The 19,253-nt window shown below is 70.4% G+C and carries 18 protein-coding genes; 9 read left to right on the forward strand and 9 right to left on the reverse strand.

Going from position 1 to position 19,253, the window contains the following annotated elements; genetic code table 11:
* Positions 1–149: 149 nt before the first annotated feature.
* The gene (locus tag LXT23_RS22885; protein WP_253982395.1) at positions 150–737 is read right to left on the reverse strand and encodes a TetR/AcrR family transcriptional regulator; all 588 of its coding nucleotides are present in this window, start codon (positions 735–737) and stop codon (positions 150–152) included.
* 115 nt (positions 738–852) lie between these two features.
* On the opposite strand from LXT23_RS22885, the gene LXT23_RS22890 reads away from it, so the two are divergent.
* The gene (locus LXT23_RS22890; RefSeq protein WP_253982396.1) at positions 853–1,497 is read left to right on the forward strand and encodes a glutathione S-transferase family protein; all 645 of its coding nucleotides are present in this window, start codon (positions 853–855) and stop codon (positions 1,495–1,497) included.
* Positions 1,498–1,899: 402 nt separating this feature from the next.
* On the forward strand, positions 1,900–2,508 hold the full coding sequence (locus tag LXT23_RS22895; protein ID WP_253982397.1) for a 2-hydroxychromene-2-carboxylate isomerase: 609 nt from the start codon (positions 1,900–1,902) through the stop codon (positions 2,506–2,508).
* A gap of 1 nt (position 2,509) precedes the next feature.
* On the opposite strand, the gene LXT23_RS22900 is transcribed toward LXT23_RS22895, so the two are convergent.
* The 8 genes from LXT23_RS22900 to LXT23_RS22935 all read right to left on the reverse strand — a co-directional run bounded on the left by LXT23_RS22900 (position 2,510) and on the right by LXT23_RS22935 (position 10,645).
* Positions 2,510–3,424 carry an alpha/beta hydrolase family protein gene (locus LXT23_RS22900; RefSeq protein ID WP_253982398.1) on the reverse strand — a complete coding sequence of 305 codons (915 nt, stop codon included), beginning with the start codon at positions 3,422–3,424 and terminating at the stop codon, positions 2,510–2,512.
* Complete coding sequence (locus LXT23_RS22905) at positions 3,421–4,041, reverse strand: TetR/AcrR family transcriptional regulator (RefSeq protein WP_253982399.1); 621 nt, start codon at positions 4,039–4,041, stop codon at positions 3,421–3,423. The genes LXT23_RS22900 and LXT23_RS22905 overlap by 4 nt, the downstream gene beginning before the upstream one ends.
* Positions 4,042–4,090: 49 nt before the next feature.
* Positions 4,091–5,893, reverse strand: a complete 1,803-nt coding sequence (locus tag LXT23_RS22910; RefSeq protein ID WP_253982400.1) for a DUF885 domain-containing protein — start codon at positions 5,891–5,893, stop codon at positions 4,091–4,093.
* An 86-nt stretch (positions 5,894–5,979) separates the two neighbouring features.
* Positions 5,980–6,672 (reverse strand): hypothetical protein, encoded by a 693-nt coding sequence (locus LXT23_RS22915; protein ID WP_253982401.1) that lies wholly within the window; start codon positions 6,670–6,672, stop codon positions 5,980–5,982.
* Entirely contained in the window at positions 6,662–7,909 is a 1,248-nt protein-coding gene (sitA5, locus tag LXT23_RS22920; RefSeq protein ID WP_253982402.1) for a SitA5 family polymorphic toxin, read from the reverse strand. The genes LXT23_RS22915 and sitA5 (LXT23_RS22920) overlap by 11 nt, the downstream gene beginning before the upstream one ends.
* A 33-nt stretch (positions 7,910–7,942) precedes the next feature.
* A complete protein-coding gene (locus LXT23_RS22925; protein WP_253982403.1) occupies positions 7,943–8,407 on the reverse strand; it encodes a hypothetical protein in 465 nt (154 codons plus the stop codon).
* 217 nt (positions 8,408–8,624) lie between these two features.
* Positions 8,625–9,875, reverse strand: coding sequence for a SitA5 family polymorphic toxin (gene sitA5 / locus LXT23_RS22930; protein WP_253982404.1), 1,251 nt, complete (start codon positions 9,873–9,875; stop codon positions 8,625–8,627).
* Between the two features lie 62 nt (positions 9,876–9,937).
* Positions 9,938–10,645 carry a sulfite exporter TauE/SafE family protein gene (locus tag LXT23_RS22935; protein ID WP_253982405.1) on the reverse strand — a complete coding sequence of 236 codons (708 nt, stop codon included), beginning with the start codon at positions 10,643–10,645 and terminating at the stop codon, positions 9,938–9,940.
* Between the two features lie 49 nt (positions 10,646–10,694).
* On the opposite strand from LXT23_RS22935, the gene LXT23_RS22940 reads away from it, so the two are divergent.
* The 7 genes from LXT23_RS22940 (at position 10,695) to hemN (ending at position 19,248) form a co-directional block, all read left to right on the forward strand.
* Positions 10,695–13,112, forward strand: a complete 2,418-nt coding sequence (locus LXT23_RS22940) for a heavy metal translocating P-type ATPase (protein ID WP_253982406.1) — start codon at positions 10,695–10,697, stop codon at positions 13,110–13,112.
* On the forward strand, positions 13,109–13,288 hold the full coding sequence (locus LXT23_RS22945) for a cytochrome oxidase (RefSeq protein ID WP_253982407.1): 180 nt from the start codon (positions 13,109–13,111) through the stop codon (positions 13,286–13,288). Before LXT23_RS22940 ends, LXT23_RS22945 begins: the two co-directional genes overlap by 4 nt.
* 4 nt (positions 13,289–13,292) lie before the next feature.
* On the forward strand, positions 13,293–15,650 hold the full coding sequence (ccoN, locus tag LXT23_RS22950) for a cytochrome-c oxidase, cbb3-type subunit I (RefSeq protein WP_253982408.1): 2,358 nt from the start codon (positions 13,293–13,295) through the stop codon (positions 15,648–15,650).
* Positions 15,650–15,829, forward strand: a complete 180-nt coding sequence (locus tag LXT23_RS22955) for a cbb3-type cytochrome oxidase subunit 3 (protein ID WP_253982409.1) — start codon at positions 15,650–15,652, stop codon at positions 15,827–15,829. The genes ccoN and LXT23_RS22955 overlap by 1 nt, the downstream gene beginning before the upstream one ends.
* Positions 15,822–16,367 (forward strand): c-type cytochrome, encoded by a 546-nt coding sequence (locus LXT23_RS22960; protein WP_253982410.1) that lies wholly within the window; start codon positions 15,822–15,824, stop codon positions 16,365–16,367. The genes LXT23_RS22955 and LXT23_RS22960 overlap by 8 nt, the downstream gene beginning before the upstream one ends.
* A 19-nt stretch (positions 16,368–16,386) precedes the next feature.
* Positions 16,387–17,805: a cytochrome c oxidase accessory protein CcoG gene (gene ccoG, locus LXT23_RS22965; protein WP_253982411.1), complete on the forward strand. Its 1,419-nt coding sequence runs from the start codon at positions 16,387–16,389 to the stop codon at positions 17,803–17,805.
* A gap of 96 nt (positions 17,806–17,901) precedes the next feature.
* Positions 17,902–19,248, forward strand: coding sequence for an oxygen-independent coproporphyrinogen III oxidase (gene hemN / locus LXT23_RS22970; RefSeq protein ID WP_253982412.1), 1,347 nt, complete (start codon positions 17,902–17,904; stop codon positions 19,246–19,248).
* Positions 19,249–19,253 lie beyond the last annotated feature (5 nt).

The following is a 19,253-nucleotide window of genomic DNA, read 5'->3' on the forward strand; positions in this document are numbered from 1 at the left end:
GGGTCAGGTCGCCACGGCCTTCGTCGGACATGGCGCCCGGCTCCAGGGGGGCTACCCGGCGGTGTCGCCGCAGTGGTTCACGCAGTTCGTGTGCCGGTCGAGGCCCGGCAGCGGACAGTGGTTTCGCTGTCGGTGCGGGTCCGTGCCGCTCAGCGTTCGAGGACGGCGAGTGACTCCGCGCGGGCGGTGGCGCGGAGCTGCTTCCGCAGGCGCGGGTCATCCGTCGTCCGCGCGAGCACCATGCCGCCGACGCAGAGGCTGACGATGAGGTGCGCCTTGCGCTCGGCGTCCCTGTCGCCCGGCGGGAAGGCCGCCCGGAAGACATGGGCCAGGTTCTCCACCACGGTGGTGTACGCGGCGCGGGGCTCCAGGCCGGCGCGTGCCACGTCCGAGGGGAGCGCGATGAGCGGGCAGTGCTTGTCGACGTCCCGCAGGATTTCATCCGAGAGGTACAGGTCGATGAGCTCGCGTGCGAGCTGGCGGGCCGAGGGGGCTGGCCCTGTGCGGCCCTCCTGGAGCTTCACGAACGGGTTGCAGGTCGTGAAGCTCCGCACCGCCTCGGCGTACAGCTCGTCCTTGCTGGCGAAGTGGTTGTAGAAGCCGCCGCGCGTCAAGCCCGCGCACTTCATCACGTCGTCGATGGAGACCTGGTCGAAGCCGTGGCGGTTGAACATGACCCTGGCGCTCTCGACGATTCTCGCGCGCGTGCGCGCCTTGTGTTCTGGGGTGTACGGCATGGCTGTCCTCCGTGCGGACCATCCTCGCGCGGGCTCAATCTATGTTCTTGAGCATATTTTGCACCGCGCCGACAGTCCGCCCACACACCGCTCACCGACCAGGAGATACCGGGACATGATTACCGTCAGCGCATTCAAGTGGGTGCCCCCGTTCGCGCAGGGCGTGGTGAGAGACCTCCGCGTACGGTGGGCACTCGAGGAGGCGGGCCTGCCGTACCGGGCGAGGCTCATCGACTCCGAGGTCCAGGCGTCCGCCGACTACCGCGCCCTCCAGCCGTTCGGGCAGGTGCCGGTGTTCGAGGAGGATGGGCTGGTCCTCTTCGAGTCGGGGGCCATCGTGCTGCACATCGCGACCCGCGGCGAGGCGCTCCTCCCGGCCGATGCGGCTGGCAGGGCGCGCGCCATGACCTGGGTGTTCGCGGCGCTCAACTCCATCGAGATTCACGTCATGCAGCTCGCGGAGATGGACCTCTTCGCCGCTGGCGAGGAGTGGGCAAAGCTCCACCGGCCGGACGTGGAGAAGATGGTCAGGCTCCGGCTGTCGGAGCTCGCCACCTCGCTGGGCGACCGCGAGTACCTGGAGGGCCGCTTCAGCGCCGGCGACCTGATGATGACGTCGGTGCTCCGCATCCTCCGCCACACGAACCTGCTGGACTCCCTGCCTGCGCTGAAGGCCTACAAGGAACGCTGCGAGGCGCGGCCGGCGTTCCAGCGGGCGCTGGCGGCCCAGATGGAGCCATTCTCGCGGAACCAGCCCTGAGCCCGGGAAGCCCGCACCTGACACAACCGCGCATCGTGAGGCGGTCATCAGTTGCAGTTGCAGCCCCATGTCCCTGACAAGGCATGTGTATTATCGAGACCGTGCGTGGCAGGGGCCACGCGCCAGAGAGGGAGAACACACATGCGGATCAAGACCCGGCTTCGTGGCGGTCCTCGCGGCTGTGGCGGTACCGTCATCCTCGCGCTTCACGGTGGCGATGGCGGCGTTGGCAGTGGTGGCACGGGCGCCACCGTGTAGCGAACGGAGGCCGCGTCCCGGTGGCTTCGTGGACGTGGGTCGCCAGCGGGCCTTCCGCTTCCCGCTGGCGGCGTTGTCTCCAGGCTGCTCCTGTGCCTTCCGGCCAGGATTCGAGTCGAAGCGCACATCGCCGGGGTGAAGACCGTGGAGCAAGACAGGACGCTGGAGTTCTGGTTCGAGTTCGGGAGCACCTACTCGTACGTGGGCGCGATGCGCGTCGAGGAGGCATGCCGGGCCGCGGGCGTCCCGCTCGTGTGGAAGCCGTTCCTGCTGGGGCCCCTGTTCACCGCGCAGCTCGGCATCAAGGACTCGCCCTTCAACGTGAACCCCGTGCGCGGGAAGTACATGTGGCGCGACCTGGAGCGGCTGTGCGCGAAGCATGGCCTTCCATGGCGGCGGCCCGCGGTGTTTCCCCGGGCCAGCGTGCTCCCGCTTCGCGTGGCGTGCGCGGGTGAGGGACAGCCCTGGCTCGGGGACTTCATCCGTGGCGTGTTCCGAGCCAACTTCGCCGAGGACCGCGACATCGCCGAGGCAGCGGTGTTGGCGGACGTGCTGAAGGGCCTCGGCGTCGACCCGGAGCCCGTGCTGGCCCAGGCCGTCAGCGCCGACGTGAAGGCCCGGCTCCGGGCGAACACCGAGCAGGCCGCCGCGCTGGGCATCTTCGGCGCTCCCAACTGCGTCACCCGGGGCGAGCTGTTCTTCGGCCAGGACCGCATGGACGACGCCATCGCCTGGGCCCTGGCGGAGCGCTGAGCTACTCCGCTCCGTCGTCCGCCAGCGCGTTCTGCTCCAGCCAGTCCGCCTCTGCGGCCCAGAGAGCCTGGGGCAGGGTGGGGCGGAACCAGCCGAAGTGGCCCACGCGCTCCACGCCCAGCTGCGCGGGCGTGCGGTACAGGTACTCGCGCTTCGCCCGCGGGTAGTAGTCGAGCAGCGCCCGCACCGAGGGCTCCGGCGCGATGAAGTCGTCCGAGAAGCTGTAGACGCGCAGCGGCGCCCGCAGGCGGTCGTTGTAGGGGCGCAGCGGGGCGCCGTGCTCGTCGGACACGTAGTGGCGGCTTCGCGCCCACCGCGCCCACTGACGGGCAATGCCTCCGGGCAGGTTCAGGTTCCCCATGCCCGCGAGCCGGCACGGGAAGTAGCCCAGCACCCGCGTCGTCACCGGCATCAGCCCGTACCAGAGCAGCGCCAGCTTCGCGGCATCCGCGCCCCGCCAGTTGCGCCACCAGCCGTGCGGCGGGGCAATCAGCAGCACCGCGCGCAGGCGCGACACGGACTCCGCGAGCCCCAGCATCTGCCCTCCCGCCGAGTGTCCCACCAGCGCCAGCCGGTGCGCGGGCCGGTGCGCCACCAGCCAGTCCTGCACGCCCGGCGCGTCCAGCTCGCCCCAGTCCTGGAAGCGCGCACGCCGCAGCGCGGAGGGCTCCAGCTTCGACTCCCCCATGCCCCGGTAGTCGTACGTCACCACCGTGAAGCCCCGGCCCGCCAGGAAGCGCGCGAAGGCGTCGTAGTACCGGCGTGGCACCGCCGTCGCCGGGTTGAGTGGCACGGCCACCCCGTTGCTCCGAGGGCCCTCGTACAGCGTCGCCGCCAGCTTCACGCCGTCCCGCGCGGGGATGAGGACGTCCTCGGCCCGCACCGCTCCGGCGTCCAGGGGCGTCTCCAGCATCATGGCTCCCTCCTGCCGGTGGGCTCCGGACGCAGGCACCGCCAGGCCGCGTCGGCCAGCACCTTCTCGATGCCGGGCTTCAGCTCCATCCTGCCTCCCGCCCAGTGGCGCAGCAGCTCCTGCGCCGGGCCCTGCAGCAGCGGCAGGTACGCGGACGAGGGCAGCTTCAGCAGCTGGCCGTCCCGGGCGTACGCCTTCAGCCGGTTGATGCCTTCGAGCAGGAAGCCTCCCGTCGCCTCCTGCAGCTCCGGCTCGGCGGCGGCCACCGCGTCCTCGCGGCGCATCCGGATGAGGTAGCGCGCGGCGTCCGGGTTCGCCCGCGACCAGGTGATGGTGTGGATGACCACGGCGCGCACGAAGGACTCCGCGTCGGTGGCCTTCTCGAGCTGGAGCTTCAGCGTGTCCTGATGCTGGCGCAGGCAGTCCAGGTAGAGGGCCACGGCGATGCCCTCCTTCGCGCCGAAGTGGTGGTACACGCTGCCCACGCTGGCGCCGCTGACCTCGCGGATGTCCTCGATGGTCGTCGCCGCCCAGCCCAGCCGCGTGAAGCAGTCCAGCGCGGCGTCCAGGATGGCCCGCCGGCTCCGCTCTCCCACGGCCCCTCGACTCTCCTTCTTCATGACTAGAACCAGATTCTAGAATCTGATTCCAGTCAAGGGGCTGGCTGCTTCAGCGCACCGGGTGGGGCGCCGGGGCCTCGCCGAGCATCAGCCGGCGGACGATGGGCACGGGCGGGTAGCCGTAGGAGACCACCTGGTCGTGGAAGCGCTGGAGGCTGAAGTCCTTGCCCCACTGCGCCTTCGCGTCCTCACGCAGCTCCATCAGCATCTTCTTGCCCAGCGCGTAGACGAGGTACGTCGGGTCCGACGTGCCCCGGCGCGCCTCGCGCTCCGCGTTGATGCGCGTCATGTACGCCTCCTCCTCGAAGAGGCGCACGGCCTGCTCGTACGTCATGCCCCGCGTGTGCAGGGACAGGCCCGCCACGTAGCGCGCCAGCCGCTGGAGGTAGAGCGCCAGCTGGTTCAGCCGCAGCCGGTCCGCCTGGGGCCCCGTGCCGCCGCCGTAGCCCTCGTCCAGCATCATCTGCTCCGTGTACAGGCCCCAGCCCTCGGCGAACGAGCCCGAGCCCAGCAGCTTGCGCACCTTCGACTCCACCCGGTTCGTCCACAGGAACTGCACGTAGTGGCCCGGGTACGCCTCGTGGATGGAGACGATGGGCAGCGCATACCGGTTGTAGAAGCTCATGTGCTGCGTCGTCTGCTCGGCGTTCCACGCCGGGTCCGGCGGCGTCACGTAGTAGTACGCCTCCGTTGCCTTCTGCTCGAACGGGCCCGGTGTGCTCATGCTCGCGAAGGACAGCGCCCGGTTGAACGACGGCGTCTCCGCCACCCGCGCGCGGACCTCGCTGGGCACGGTGATGATGCGCCGCTCGATGAGGAACTGGCGGATCTCCTCCAGCGTCGCCAGCGTGGTGGGGACGAGCTCCGCCGGGGCGGGGTGCTCCTTGCCCAGCTCCCGGTACACGTCCATGGGCGCCTTGCCCGGGGTGATTCGCCCCGCCACCTCGCGGAACTGGTCCTGCGTGCGCTTCAGCTCGGATTTGCCCCAGGCCAGCAGCGAGTCGATGTCCTCCGTCACCGCCTCCTCGTACTGGAGCTTCTTCCGGTACGTCTCCTCGCCGATGGCGAAGTCCCCCTTCGAGCGGGGCAGCAGGTCGTCCTTGAGGAAGCGGAGGTACCCGTCGATGGCCGCGAGGCACTTCGCCTGATCCTGCTTGAAGGCCTCCTGCAGCGCCGCGTCCTTCACCGGCCCGAAGGCCGCCGGCAGCGTCTGGGCGTAGAGCGCTCGCGTCCCCTGCGCCTGCTGGAGGGCAATCTCCGTCCACAGCTTCGGCGGGTTCTTCAGCGTCGCCTGGGCCACGGTGAAGACCTCCGGCACCGTCGCCATGCGCTTCACCGCCGAGGCCATGCGCTGCTCCAGCGGCGCGAAGTCGCGGTTGATGAGCTGGAACACCGCGTTGGAGGCGACGCCCAGGTAGACGTTCGGGTTGCGCTCCCACGCGCGCACCGTCTCGTAGTCCAGGATGCGGGCGCGGAAGTGGTTCTCCAGGATGTCGTAGTCCGCCTTGTCCAACGGCGGCAGCGTGGCGCGGTCCACTGCCTTCGGCAGCGCCTCCAGCCGCTCCTTCAGGTAGGCCAGGTGCGAGGCGCGCTCTTCGGGACGGAAGCCGCGCAGCTCCGCGTCATACGTGTGCACGCCCGCGGAGGTGGCGGCCATGGGCGAGCGCCGGAAGTGCTCCTCGAAGTGCGCGTCCACGAAGGCGCGCAGCGCCACCTGGGCCGGGGCCAGCGCCGGGGCGGCGGTGGCCTGCGTGGCGGGCGACTCCGCCTGGGCGGTGGGCCGCGAGGAGGTGCAGCCGGGGGAGAGCAGCAGCAGCGCGGCGAGGACGCTCGTGGGACGCAGTGCGGACATGGGGCCTCGGGGGAGGAGGGCGTGGAGCGCCCGGGAGCCTCGCCGATGCTCCTGGGGGCTACAAGCGGACTGGCAGTGGCGGGAGGCTAGTCGGTGCTCGAGTGGGGCGGCTGCTCGGGATGGAGGAGGCCCAGCGGGTCCCAGACATACTTTTCGATGGGGACCAGGGCCATGTGGCTCATGGCATGTCGCTCGGCGAAGCGCTTGAAGCGTTCGGAGACGATGAGCTCTCCCCACATTCCCCTGGCCCGGAAGATGTCCTCGCCCTTCCAGGTGCCTTCCTCCAGCGCGAGGCCATCGATGGCGTCTGGTCCGACGTAGCGACACCAGGTGCACTTCACGGGCGTCTTGCTCAGGATGCGGCTGCGCTCCATGTCCAGCGCGGGGTTGCCGTAGGCCGGGGTGGAGAAGAGATAGGTGGGCGGGGGCCCGGGCTTGGGGCCACGGCGCTTGCGGCGTACGCGAGTCACCTCGACGGGCTCAAAGTCGCTGAGCCCCGTCAGCCCCTCTGCCTTGAAGCTCTCGGCGCAATGCTCGGTCAGCAGCACGCCACCGCAAGGCCCCTCCACGAGGTCTCCAAAGTCCTTACCGTAGAGTTCCAGTTCGCCCTGGTAGGGCAGTCGCCAGGTCAGCAGCCCGATGTTGTCCCCACAGTGGGGGCAGCGCAGAGCGGGGCCGAGGTTCGAGCTGGTCCTGCTGAACTCGGTGTCGTGCTGGCCTTCGCGCAGCTTGCGCAGGACGAAGAAGCGCGTGGGGGACGGAGAAATGTCAGAAGCCATTGGGGAATCTCGCGCGCATCGCAGGGCGGCTGTAGAGCTCTCGCAGGAAGGCCTCGAACTGCTTGGGCGTCGCGTTGCCATGAGTGCCAAGCCAGTCGACGACTTCCTCATCTACATCGCGGTGCCACTTCTGGTAGCCGTTGTGGGCAGCCTTGTTGGCGGCTCGCGTGACGAAGCGGGGATCCCTCTCGGTGTAGTGGCCTCGGAGCGTGCCATGTTCTTCAAGCCTTTTCGCGATCCGCTTGGAAATGACGTGATGTAACTGCCCGCTCGGAGCGGGCGTCACCTGGCCTGCTCCCGCGCCCCCGGCCACCATGGCGATGGCCGTGGTGGGCAGGGAGATGACGACGGTGCGTCCGAGGATGGCCACCGCGTGCACCTGGCCCACGTTCGCCAGGTGGATGCCCACCTGGGAGGCTCCCACCGCCGCGGCCTCCGTGAAGCTGGGCAACATCGCCAGCCGGGAGGCCAGCCACGCGGCACCGCCGGCCATGCCGTGACTCATCACCACCGTGACGGCGAGCACGAGGACGCGTGCGACCTGCGGGCCCACCCGGTGCGCGAAGCGCTCGCCGGCCTGCTGAAGCTCCACGGGCGTGGTGGCGACATCGGTGGCCCGCTTCAGCTCCCTGCTGGCTTCCACTACTTCCAGGAAGGTGTCTACGCCCAGGTAGACCAGCAGCAGCGCCGAGACGATGGCCGCGGACTTCGTGAAGACCGGCTCGGGGTTGGCCGCCAGCACGGCCCACGTCACCAGGCCCGTCGAAATCACCGCATAGAAGAGCTGGGGCGCGAGGGTGTCCTGCACGGCCCTGGAGATGCTCTGCTTCATGGGGTCGAGCGACAGGCCCAGGGCCAGCCCCAGCTTGTCCCACTCGCCCAGGCGCATCACGTCATCGAGCAGCGACAGGCAGTCTCTTCGCCGCTGCCCCGCCTGGCACACGCCGCCGTAGCCCTGAGTCATGAGGCGCTGCCAGCGGGTGTCCGCGTCGCCGCCGGGATGGGAGGCCCGCACCAGCCAGCCCTGCTGGGCTGCACGGAGCGTCAGGGGCGCCTCCAGCACCAGGCGCGTCAGGGCCTCTTCGAAGGCGTCCGCATCCACACGCACCGGCCTGCTCGCGGGTGGGATGTATTCCAGCGGCGCACCCTGGCCGGTTTCCAGGCGCACCGTCCGCGAGGCGCCACACGCCGCTGCCAGCGCCAGCAGCAGGACCGCCACCGTCAAACGAAGTGTCATGCGCTGCGCTCCGGAGCTTCCATGGGGGAGAGTCTATTGGTTGCTGCTCGAGGGGGGCGGCTGCTCAGGATGGAGGAGGCCCAGCGGGTCCCAGACGTACTTTTCGATGGGGACCAGGGCCATGTGGCTCATGGCATGTCGCTCGGCGAAGCGCTTGAAGCGCTCGGAGACGATGAGCTCTCCCCACATTCCCCTGGCCCGGAAGATGTCTTCGCCCTTCCAGGTGCCTTCCTCCAGCGCGAGGCCATCGATGGCGTCTGGTCCGACGTAGCGACACCAGGAACACGCCACGGGCGTCTTGCTCAGGATTCGGCTGCGCTCCATGTCCAGCGCGGGGTTGCCGTAGGCCGCGGTGACGAGGAGATACGTGGGGGGGGGGCCATGCTTGGGGCCACGGCGCTTGCGGCGTACCCGTTTCACCTCGACAGGGCGGAAGCCACTGAGGCCGGTCAGCCCCTCTGCCTTGAAGTCCTCGGCGAAGCGCTCGGTGACCAGCAAGCCACAGGGCTCATTCAAGAAATCCCCAAAGTCCCTACCGTAGAGCTCCAGGTCCCCCTCGTGAGGAGGCTCCCAGCTGAGAGCTCCGATGGTGTCTCCACACTGAGGACAGCACAGCGCAGGGCCGACATTCGTGATTGCTCCGTTGAACTCGGTGTCGTGCTCGCCTTCGCGCAGCTTTCTCAAGACATAGAAAGGCATGGGGTTCAATGGAGTCTCAGAAGCCATTGGGGAACCTCGCGCGCATCGCGGGCCGGTTGTAGATCTCTCGCAGGAAGGCCTCGAACTGCTTGGGCGTTGCGTTGCCATGAGTGCCAAGCCAGTCGACGACTTCCTCATCTACATCGCGGTGCCACCTCTGGTAGCCATTGTGGGCAGCCTTGTTGGCGGCTCGCGTGACAAAGCGTGGATCCCTTTCGGTGTAGTGGCCTCGGAGTGTCGCATGCAGTTTGAGCCTCGTCGCGATCCGCTTGGAAATGACGTGGTGTAACTGGCCGCTCGGAGCGGGCGTCACCTGGCCTGCTCCCGCGCCCCCGGCCACCATGGCGATGGCCGTGGTGGGCAGGGAGATGACGACGGTGCGTCCGAGGATGGCCACCGCGTGCACCTGGCCCACGTTCGCCAGGTGGATGCCTACCTGGGAGGCTCCCACCGCCGCGGCCTCCGTGAAGCTGGGCAACATCGCCAGCCGGGAGGCCAGCCACGCGGCACCGCCGGCCATGCCGTGGCTCATCACCACCGTGACGGCGAGCACGAGGACGCGTGCGACCTGCGGGCCCACCCGGTGCGCGAAGCGCTCGCCGGCCTGCTGAAGCTCCACGGGCGTGGTGGCGACATCGGTGGCCCGCTTCAACTCCCTGCTGGCTTCCACTACTTCCAGGAAGGTGTCTACGCCCAGGTAGACCAGCAGCAGCGCCGAGACGATGGCCGCGGACTTCGTGAAGACCGGCTCGGGGTTGGCCGCCAGCACGGCCCACGTCACCAGGCCCGTCGAAATCACCGCATAGAAGAGCTGGGGCGCGAGGGTGTCCTGCACGGCCCTGGAGATGCTCTGCTTCATGGGCTCAAGCGACAGGCCCAGGGCCAGCCCCAGCTTGTCCCACTCGCCCAGGCGCATCACGTCATCGAGCAGCGACAGGCAGTCTCTTCGCCGCTGCCCCGCCTGGCACACGCCGCCGTAGCCCTGAGTCATGAGGCGCTGCCAGCGGGTGTCCGCGTCGCCGCCGGGATGGGAGGCCCGCACCAGCCAGCCCTGCTGGGCTGCACGGAGCGTCAGGGGCGCCTCCAGCACCAGGCGCGTCAGGGCCTCTTCGAAGGCGTCCGCATCCACGGTGATGGGCGTGTTCGCGCCTGACGGGTTGTGCTCTATCGGAGCACCCTGGCCTGTTTCGAGGCGCACCCTTCGCGAGGCGCCACACGCCGTGAACAGCGCCAGCAGCAGGACCGCCATGGTCAGACGAAGTGCCACGAGGTGCCCTCCGGAGCTCGCACGGGGGCATTCTAAGAGGTATGGCGGCTGGGCCCGAGGCCTCAGTGGCAGCTCGGCGCGTTGCCTCCCGCGCCCACCGCGCGGTAGATGAGCACCGCCGCCGCCACCAGCGGCACCGCGCGCTGGAGCACGAAGGTGGCCACCCGGGGCCGGTGCTTCCAGAGCCCCGCCTGCAGCTGTGCGCCCAGCAGCGCGGGCAGCCCTCCCAGCGCGAAGGCTCCCAGCACCAGCGCCCCACCGCCGAACGAGCCGCTCGCCAGCGCGGCACCGAAGACGCCGTAGAGCAACCCACACGGCAGGAGCGGCGTCACCGCACCCATTGCGCCCGCCCGGCCCGTCCACGAAAACTTTGCGCCCCAGCGCGCCACCACCCCCGCCACCTTGGAAAGGCCCGGCAGCGGCCGCAGGCGCTTGCCCACCTCCAGCGCCGAGGCCACCAGCGCCAGCGCCATCAGCCACGGCAGGTAGGGACGCGTCGACACCGCCAGGACGCTCGCCACGCCCCCTCCCAGCGCGCCCAGGGCCCCTCCCAGCAGCGCGTAGGACGCCACCCGCGCTCCCTGATAGGCGAGCACCGCCCGGCGCCGCTCCGGGCCGGGAACCGCTGGCAGCCCCGCGCACGCCAGCGGCCCGCACATGAGGAGGCAGTGCACGCTTCCCGTCAGCCCCACCGTCAGCGCACCCAGTGCGCCCGCCACCACGGCGGAGGAGGGCAGCAGGGCGGCAAGCACACTCGTTTCGGGCGTCATGCCCTCGCTGCTTCGCAACAGGCATGCCGTTCGCAAGGCGACACCTCGCATGCCCGCCACCTCGCACAGGCCGTCCGTCTCCGACGCGTGCCTCCACTGCGGCAGCCCCATCCCCGTGGGCGCCGCGTCACCCGGCTTCTGCTGCGCGGGGTGCGAAGCCGTGCACGGCCTGCTGCGGGAGCAGGGGCTCACCCGCTACTACCAGCTCACCCAGGGCAGGGACGCCCCCGCCCCCGAGCCTCGCAAGGACCGGGGCTTCGCGTGGCTGGAGCCCCTGGTGACTCGCGCCGAGGCCGCCGCCGGGCCCGTGTGCGCGCTGGAGCTGGACGTGCAGGGCATCCACTGCGCCGCCTGCGTCTGGCTGATGAACGAGCTGTTCCGCCGCCAGCCGGGCGGCGCCGGCCTCACCGTGGACCCGGCCCTGGGCAAGGTGCGCGTGCAGTGGCGGCGCGGCGCCTTCGACGTGCGCCGCTTCCTCGGCGCCGTGGAGGACTTCGGCTACCTCTTCGGCCCCAGCCGCAAGCACCCCGAGGCCGCCAGCCTGGACCTGCCCATCCGCCTGGGCATCTGCGCCGCGCTGACGATGAACGTGATGCTGTTCTCCGTCAGCTTCTATGTGGGGCTCACCCCCGCCGATGGCGACGTCTTTCGCCTCTTCACCGGGCTCAGCGTGGCCCTGTCCACCGCCGTCGTCCTCGTGGGCGGCTGGCCCTTCTTCCGCTCCGCCCTCCAGGGCCTGCGGCGCGGCGTGCCCCACCTGGACCTGCCCATCGCCCTGGGCATCCTCCTCGTGTTCGGCACGTCGCTCGTGCAGGCCCGCGGCGGCCGTGGCGACCTGGCCTACTTCGATACCCTCAACACCTTCGTCACCCTGATGCTCGTGGGCCGCTGGCTCCAGCAGCGCGTGCTGGAGCGCAACCGCCGCTTCCTCCTCGAGGACGATGGCGCGGAGGGGCTCTTCGTCCGCCGCGAGGAGGGGGAGCGCCTCGTCACCGTTCGCGCGCCGGAGGTGGGGGAGGGGGAGGTGCTCGTCATCGCTCCGGGCGACCTCGTCCCCGTGGACGCGGTGCTGCTCGACGCGGACGCGCGCATCTCCACCGACTGGATTACCGGCGAGCCCGGTGAGCGCGCCGTGGCCCGGGGCGGTGAGCTTCCCGCCGGCGCCTTCAATGCGGGCCGTGAGGCCGTGCGGGTCCGGGCGGCCCAGGCCTTCACCGACTCGCCCCTGGTGGCCCTGCTGCGCCGGGCGCCTCCCAGCTCGGGCGGGACGGCTTCGCACTCGCGCTTCTGGGAGCAGGTGTCCCGCCGGTGGGTGGCCACCGTGCTCTTCGTGTCCGCGCTGGGCCTCGCGCTCTGGTGGCCGGCCGGTCCCGACAAGGCGCTGGAGGTCGCCGTGGCGCTGCTGGTCGTCACCTGCCCGTGCGCCATCGGCATCGCCACGCCGCTGGCGTACGAGCTGGTGCAGGCGCGCCTGCGCGGCGCCGGGTTCTTCGTGCGCAGCACCGACCTGCTGGACCGGCTGCCTCGCGTGCGGAAGGTCCTGTTCGACAAGACCGGGACGCTGACGCTCGGCCGGCTGGAGCTGGTGGACCGCGCCTCCTTGGAGCTGCTGGCGCCGGAGGCGCGGGACGTGGCGTTCGACCTGGCCTCGCGCAGCAACCACCCCGCGAGCCGGTGCCTCACCTCCGCGCTCGCTCGCGTGGGGGCGCGTTTCTCTCCGGAGGCCCGCGTGACGGAGCTGCCGGGGCAGGGCGTCGAGCTGATGCGCGAGGGGGTCCGCTGGCGGCTGGGGCGCTCGGACTGGGCCCTGGCGGATGGGAGCGCGGCCGACAAGGTGGGGCCGGTGTTGTCTCGCGACGGCGGGCTCGTGGCCTCGTTCGCGCTGCGCGAGTCGGTGCGGCCCGACGCCCGCCGGGAGGTCCAGGCGCTCCAGGCGGAGGGGCTCGGCGTGTGGCTCATCTCCGGGGATGCCCCGGCGCGCGTCCACGCCCTGGCCGACTCGCTGGGCATTCCCACCGCCCACGCGCTGGGCGGCCAGCGCCCCGAGGACAAGGCGTCCACCGTGACGGCGCTGGACGCGGCGGACACGCTCTACCTGGGCGATGGCGTCAATGACAGCCTCGCCTTCGAGCGCGCCCTGTGCGCCGGCACGCCCGCCATCGACCGGCCGGTGCTGCCCGGCAAGAGCGACTTCTTCCTCCTGGGGGAGGGACTCTTCCCCATCCGCGAGGCCCTGCGCCTGGCGCCGCGGCTGCAGGTCATCGTGCGCCGGCTGCTCGTGCTGGCCGTGGCCTACAACGTCGTGGCCGTCACCGTGTGCCTCGCCGGGTGGATGACGCCGCTGCGCGCCGCCGTGGCCATGCCCGCCACCAGCCTGGCCACCGTCCTCTTCACCCTGTGGAGCCTGTCCGCCGCGCGCGAGCGCCCGGCCGTGGCCACCACGCCGCTGCGCGAGGTGCCCGCATGAATGTCCTCGTCCTCCAGGTCTTCGTCAGCCTGATGCTCGTCGCCAGCTCCGTCCTGCTGTTCGCCTACAGCGTGCGCCACAGGGACCACGAGCACGCCGACCGCCTCTCCCTCTTCCCGCTCGAGGACGACAGCGCCCGCCCGGCGCCCTCCGAGCCTCCGCCCTCCAAGGAGTGATTCCGTGCAACAGCAACGAATCATCTACGACGACACCACCGTCCGCCGCTTCATCCTGGCGTCGGTCCTGTTCGGCATCGTGGGTATGGCCGTGGGCGCGCTGGTGGCCAGCCAGCTCGCGTGGTGGCAGGCCAACCTGAACCTGCCCTACACCACGTACTCCCGCCTGCGCCCGCTGCACACCAACGCGGTCATCTTCGCCTTCGTCGGCAACATGATGTTCGCCGGCATCTACTACTCCACGCAGCGCCTGCTGAAGACCCGCATGGCGTCCGACGTGCTCTCCAAAATCCACTTCTGGGGCTGGCAGCTCATCATCGTCGCCGCCGCCATCACGCTCCCCCTGGGCATCACCACGTCCAAGGAGTACGCGGAGCTGGAGTGGCCCATCGACGTGGCCATCACCGTCATCTGGGTGGTCTTCGCCATCAACTTCTTCTGGACGCTGAAGAAGCGCAACGAGAAGAACCTCTACGTCGCCATCTGGTTCTACATCGCCACCATCGTCACCGTGGCGGTGCTGCACATCGTCAACAGCCTGGCGCTGCCGCTCGACGGGCTGAAGAGCTACTCCGTCTACGCGGGCGTGCAGGATGCCCTGGTGCAGTGGTGGTACGGCCACAACGCCGTCGCCTTCTTCCTCACCACGCCCATCCTGGGCATCATGTATTACTTCCTGCCCAAGGCAGCCGAGCGGCCCGTCTATTCCTACCGGCTGTCCATCATCCACTTCTGGGCCCTGGTCTTCATCTACATCTGGGCCGGCCCGCACCACCTGCTCTACACCGCGCTGCCCGACTGGGCGCAGTCGCTGGGCATGATTTTCAGCGTCATGCTGTGGGCCCCCTCCTGGGGCGGCATGCTCAACGGCCTGCTCACCCTCAAGGGCGCCTGGCACAAGCTGCGCGAGGACCCCGTCCTCAAGTTCCTCATCGCGGGCGTCACCTTCTACGGCATGGCGACGTTCGAAGGGCCGCTGCTGTCCATCAAGGTGGTGAGCGCGCTGGGGCACTACACCGACTGGATTGTCGGCCACGTGCACAGCGGCGCGCTGGGGTGGAACGGCTTCATGGCCGCCGGCATGTTCTACTGGCTGGTGCCCAGGCTGTACGGCACGAAGCTGTACTCGACGAAGGCCGCCGACGCGCACTTCTGGCTGGGGACGGTGGGCATCCTCCTCTACGCCGTCTCCATGTGGATTTCGGGCGTCACCCAGGGCCTCATGTGGCGCGCCCTCAACCCGGACGGCACGCTGCTCTACCCGAACTTCGTGGAGACGCTGCTCGCCATCCGGCCCATGTACTTCGTCCGCTTCGCGGGCGGCTCCATGTACCTGGTGGGCTTCATCATGATGGCGTGGAACCTGTGGAAGACGGCCCGCGCCGGCCAGCCCGTCAACGGCGAGGTCACCGTGGTGGTGGAGGACGCCGCCCCCGCGCCCGGGGCGGGCGCTCCGGTGCCCGGCTGGGTGCAGGTCGTCACCGGCCGGCCCCTGGTGTTCGCCCTGGCCATCATCACCGCGACACTCTTCCTCGGCTGGGCGAAGCCGGTGCGCGCGCTGGTGCTGATGGGCGGCATCATCGCCCTGGGCGAGTTCGCCTGGATTGTCACCCGGCGCGAGCGCGAGGCCGGCAAGCCGTCCTGGTTCGGCCTCATCGAGGGGCGGCCCCTGGCCTTCACCGTGCTGACGCTGGTGGCCATCCTCATCGGTGGGGTCGCCGAGCTGCTGCCCACCATCCTCATCAAGCAGGCCGTGCCCGCGCATGGCCAGGCGCAGCTGCCGTACTCGCCGCTGGAGCTGCAGGGCAGAGACCTCTACGTGCGCGAGGGCTGCTACACCTGCCACTCGCAGATGATTCGCCCCTTCTTGGCGGAGACGCAGCGCTATGGCGACGTGTCCCGCGCGGAGGAGTTCCTCTATGACCACCCGTTCCAGTGGGGCAGCAAGCGCACCGGCCCGGACCTGCACCGGCTGGGCGGCAAGTACCCCAACCTCTGGCACTACACGCACATGATGGACCCGCGGGCCACCAGCCCCGGCTCCAACATGCCCGCGTACCCGTGGCTGGCGGAGCGGCGCCTCAAGACGAAGGAGGCGCCCAAGAAGCTGGCGCTGATGCAGAAGCTGGGCGTGCCGTACAGCAACGCGGACGTGGACGGCGCAGAGGCCCGCCAGAAGACCCAGGCGGAGGGCATCACCGCGGACCTGGCCACGCAGGGTGTCACCGTGGCGTGGGACTCGGAGCTGGTGGCCCTCATCGCCTACCTGCAGCGCCTGGGGCGCGGCCCGCAGGACGTGCCCGCGGAGCCGGGCGGGCCGGCCACCGTGTCCGCCAATGACAGCCATGGAGGGAGCCGCTGATGTACAAGCAATTCTATCAGGGGATGTCGCTCACCGAGCTGCCCCTCTTCGCGCTGTTCCTGTTCATCGTGGTGTTCCTCGGCGTCTGCGCGTGGGTGTTCGGCGTGCGGCGCAGCCAGGACTTCGACGCGCTCGCGCGCCTGCCCCTGGCCGAGCGGGGGGAGGGCGGTCATGAGTGAGAAGGCCCCGCTGCACTACATCTATGACGGCATCGAGGAGCACGACAACCACCTGCCGCGCTGGTGGCTGTTCCTCCTGTGGACGACCATCATCTTCGCCGCGGGCTACTGGTTCTGGTACCACGTGGCGGAGGTGTCCCCCGGACAGGCCGGCGAGTACGCCGCCGAGGTCGCCGAGGTGGCCAGGCGCACCAGCGGCAACACGCCCGCGTCCGACGAGTCGCTGCTCGCGCTGGCGGCGGACCCGACGGCGCTGGGCGGCGGCAAGGCCGTCTTCCAGTCCAACTGCGCGTCCTGCCACGGCGCCCAGGGCCAGGGGCTCATCGGCCCCAACCTGACGGACCCCTACTGGATGCACGGCGGCAAGCCCGTGGCCATCCACAAGGTGGTGGCCGACGGCGTGGTGTCCAAGGGCATGCCCGCGTGGGGACGCACGCTGGGCGCCGAGCGCGTCAAGGCCGTCACCGCGTACGTGCTGACGCTCAAGGGGACGAACGTCAAAGGCAAGGAACCGCAGGGCGAGCCCGAGCAGCCGTAGCTCGGAGAGGGCGTGGAACATGGCGGTGGCACCGCGACAGGATGGGCCGCGAATCGACCAGCTCAGCTCCATCCGGGCGGATGGCTCGCGGCTGGCCATCCACCCGGCGGACGTGAAGGGGCGCTTCATCACCCGGCGGCGGTGGGTGTTCGCCGTGCTGATGGCCATCTACGTGGCGCTGCCGCTGGTGGACGTGGGTGGGCACCCGGCTGTCCACCTGGACGTGGTGGCGCGTCGCTTCTACCTCTTCGGAGGCACGTACAACGCGCAGGACTTCTGGCGCGTGCTGTTCCTGCTCACCACCGTGGGCTTCGGCCTGCTGTTCTTCACCGCGTGGCTGGGCCGCGTCTGGTGCGGTTGGGCCTGCCCGCAGACGGTGTTCCTGGAGGGCGTGTACCGGCCCATCGAGCGCTTCATCGACGGGCCCCGCGAGCGCCGGCTGAAGGTGGCCGGCACGCCGTGGACGCCGGCCCGGGTGGGCCGGGCGGTGCTCAAGCATGGCGCGTACGCGGGCGTGTCGCTGCTCATCTCCCACGCGGCGCTGAGCCTCTTCGTGTCCGCCGGAGGCCTGGTGTCCATGGTGGCCGCGGGCCCGGCCGTGTCCCCGGTGGCCTTCGGCTGGGCAATGGCCGTCACCGGCGCGCTGTACTTCAACTACGCGTGGTTCCGGGAGCAGCTCTGCGTGGTGGTGTGCCCCTACGGCAGGCTCCAGTCCGCCATGCAGGACCGGGACTCGGTCATCATCGGCTACGACACGAAGCGCGGCGAGCCCCGGGGCCGGGTGGTGAAGCCGAAGCCCGGCGAGGTGCCCCCGCCGCGCGGCGACTGCGTGGACTGCTTCCGGTGCGTCGCCGTGTGCCCCACCGGCATCGACATCCGCAACGGCCTGCAGATGGACTGCCTGGCGTGCGCGCAGTGCGTGGACGCGTGCGACGGCGTCATGGACACGCTGGGCCGGCCGCGCGGGCTCATCCGGTATGACTCGCTCAAGGGGCTGGCCGGTGAGCCCCGGCGCGTCCTGCGGCCCCGGCTGGTGCTGTATGGCGCGCTGTTCGTGGCGGCCTTCGCGGGGCTCACCTTGAGCCTCGTGCGGCGCGTGCCCTTCGAGGCCAACCTGCTGCGCTTCCAGGGCATGCCGTACCTCGTGGAGGCGGGCACGGTGCGCAACCAGTTCGAGCTGCACCTGGTGAACAAGAACCCGGAGGAGACGACCTTCACCCTCCGCGTGGACAGCCCCGTGCCCGCGCAGGTGGTGGTGCCCCAGGCCCAGGTGACGCTCGCCTCCCTGGAGAGCTTCCGGGTTCCGCTGTTCATCACCGTGGCGCGCGAGCACCTGACGGCGCCGTTCTCCTTCACCGTGGAGGTGGCCGACTCGGCCTCCGGGGAGGTGAAGCGCATGGAGGCCCGCTTCCTGGGGCCGGGCCCCGCGCAGAGATGACGCTGGGGGCGGGGTGGGGCGCAGGAGTTGCGCGTCCCCGCCGCCGCCCCCGGGCCAGCCGCTGGCACGGGGATTGGAATGGAAGAGGGCGTGCTCATGCCCTCCGACGCGCTCCTGAGCCGGTACGACGTGTCCGGCCCCCGGTACACCAGCTATCCCACCGCGCCCGAGTGGCGGCCGGACTTCGGCCCCGACGCGCTCGCCGAGCGGCTGACGCTCGCCGGCACCCGGGACGGCTCGGAGCCCCTGTCCCTGTATGTCCACCTGCCGTTCTGCCGCAGCCTGTGCTGGTACTGCGGGTGCAACGTCGTCATCAGCAAGGACGCGGCCGCCGCGGAGCGCTACATCGACCACCTGGTGATGGAGCTGGACCTGGTGGCGGAGCGGCTGGGCCCCCGGCGCAGCCTGTCGCAGGTGCACTGGGGCGGCGGCACGCCGACGTTCCTGTCCGAGGCGCAGCTGGAGCGGCTGTGGACGGAGCTGACCCGCCGCTTCACCCCGCTGCCGGACGCGGAGGTGGCCATCGAGGTCCACCCCGCGCTGACGACACCCGGGCAGCTGTCGCTGCTGCGCAGGCTCGGCTTCAACCGCGTGTCCATGGGGCTGCAGGACTTCGACCCGCAGGTGCAGCAGGTGACCAACCGCCTGCAGACGCCGGAGCAGACGCGGGCGCTGCTGGAGCATGCGCGCGCGCTGGGCTTCACCGGCGTGAATTTCGACCTCATCTACGGCCTGCCACACCAGGACGCGGAGCGCTGGGCGCGCACGCTGGAGAAGGTGCTGGCGATGCGGCCGGACCGGCTGGCCGTCTACTCCTTCGCGTACATGCCGGAGAAGCTGAAGCACCAGCGGCGCATGCCCGCGGACGCCCTCCCCGCCGCCCGCACGAAGCTGGGGCTGTTCCTGGCGGCCTACGAGGCCTTCGTCACCGCGGGGTACCAGCCCATCGGCATGGACCACTTCGCCGTGCCGGAGGACGAGCTGGCCCGCGCCCTCTCGGAGCGCCGGCTGGGCCGCAACTTCCAGGGCTATACAGTGAAGGCCGCGTCGGACGTGGTGGCCCTGGGCAGCACCGGCATCAGCGACGTGGGCGGGGCGTATGCCCAGAACGTGCGCGCGCTGCCCGCGTACTACGCGCGCGTGGCGGGGGGGCGGCTGGCCACCGAGCGCGGCATCGTCCTCACCGGGGATGACCGGCGGCGGCGGGCCGTCATCACCCAGCTGATGTGCAACGCCTGGGTGGACCTGGGCGAGGACGGCGCGCGCTACTTCGCGCCGGAGCTGGAGCGGCTGCGGGCCTTCGAGGAGGACGGGCTGGTGACGCGCTCCGGTACCCAGGTGGAGCTGACGCCCGTGGGCCGCCTCTTCGTGCGCAACGTGGCGATGGTGTTCGACGCCTACCTTTCCCGGGCCGAGCGGCCCCGCTTCTCGAGGACCGTATGAGGACC

It is taken from the genome of Pyxidicoccus xibeiensis, from assembly GCF_024198175.1.
GTDB lineage: Bacteria > Myxococcota > Myxococcia > Myxococcales > Myxococcaceae > Myxococcus > Myxococcus xibeiensis.

Coding starts and splice junctions, on each gene's coding strand:
- LXT23_RS22885 (WP_253982395.1), bottom strand. CDS start 737: ATGCCGTACACCCCAGAACACAAGGCGCGCACGCGCGCGAGAATCGTC.
- LXT23_RS22890 (WP_253982396.1), top strand. CDS start 853: ATGATTACCGTCAGCGCATTCAAGTGGGTGCCCCCGTTCGCGCAGGGC.
- LXT23_RS22900 (WP_253982398.1), bottom strand. CDS start 3,424: ATGATGCTGGAGACGCCCCTGGACGCCGGAGCGGTGCGGGCCGAGGAC.
- LXT23_RS22905 (WP_253982399.1), bottom strand. CDS start 4,041: ATGAAGAAGGAGAGTCGAGGGGCCGTGGGAGAGCGGAGCCGGCGGGCC.
- LXT23_RS22910 (WP_253982400.1), bottom strand. CDS start 5,893: ATGTCCGCACTGCGTCCCACGAGCGTCCTCGCCGCGCTGCTGCTGCTC.
- LXT23_RS22915 (WP_253982401.1), bottom strand. CDS start 6,672: ATGGCTTCTGACATTTCTCCGTCCCCCACGCGCTTCTTCGTCCTGCGC.
- sitA5 (WP_253982402.1), bottom strand. CDS start 7,909: ATGACACTTCGTTTGACGGTGGCGGTCCTGCTGCTGGCGCTGGCAGCG.
- LXT23_RS22935 (WP_253982405.1), bottom strand. CDS start 10,645: ATGACGCCCGAAACGAGTGTGCTTGCCGCCCTGCTGCCCTCCTCCGCC.
- LXT23_RS22940 (WP_253982406.1), top strand. CDS start 10,695: ATGCCCGCCACCTCGCACAGGCCGTCCGTCTCCGACGCGTGCCTCCAC.
- LXT23_RS22945 (WP_253982407.1), top strand. CDS start 13,109: ATGAATGTCCTCGTCCTCCAGGTCTTCGTCAGCCTGATGCTCGTCGCC.
- LXT23_RS22955 (WP_253982409.1), top strand. CDS start 15,650: ATGTACAAGCAATTCTATCAGGGGATGTCGCTCACCGAGCTGCCCCTC.
- LXT23_RS22960 (WP_253982410.1), top strand. CDS start 15,822: ATGAGTGAGAAGGCCCCGCTGCACTACATCTATGACGGCATCGAGGAG.
- ccoG (WP_253982411.1), top strand. CDS start 16,387: ATGGCGGTGGCACCGCGACAGGATGGGCCGCGAATCGACCAGCTCAGC.
- hemN (WP_253982412.1), top strand. CDS start 17,902: ATGCCCTCCGACGCGCTCCTGAGCCGGTACGACGTGTCCGGCCCCCGG.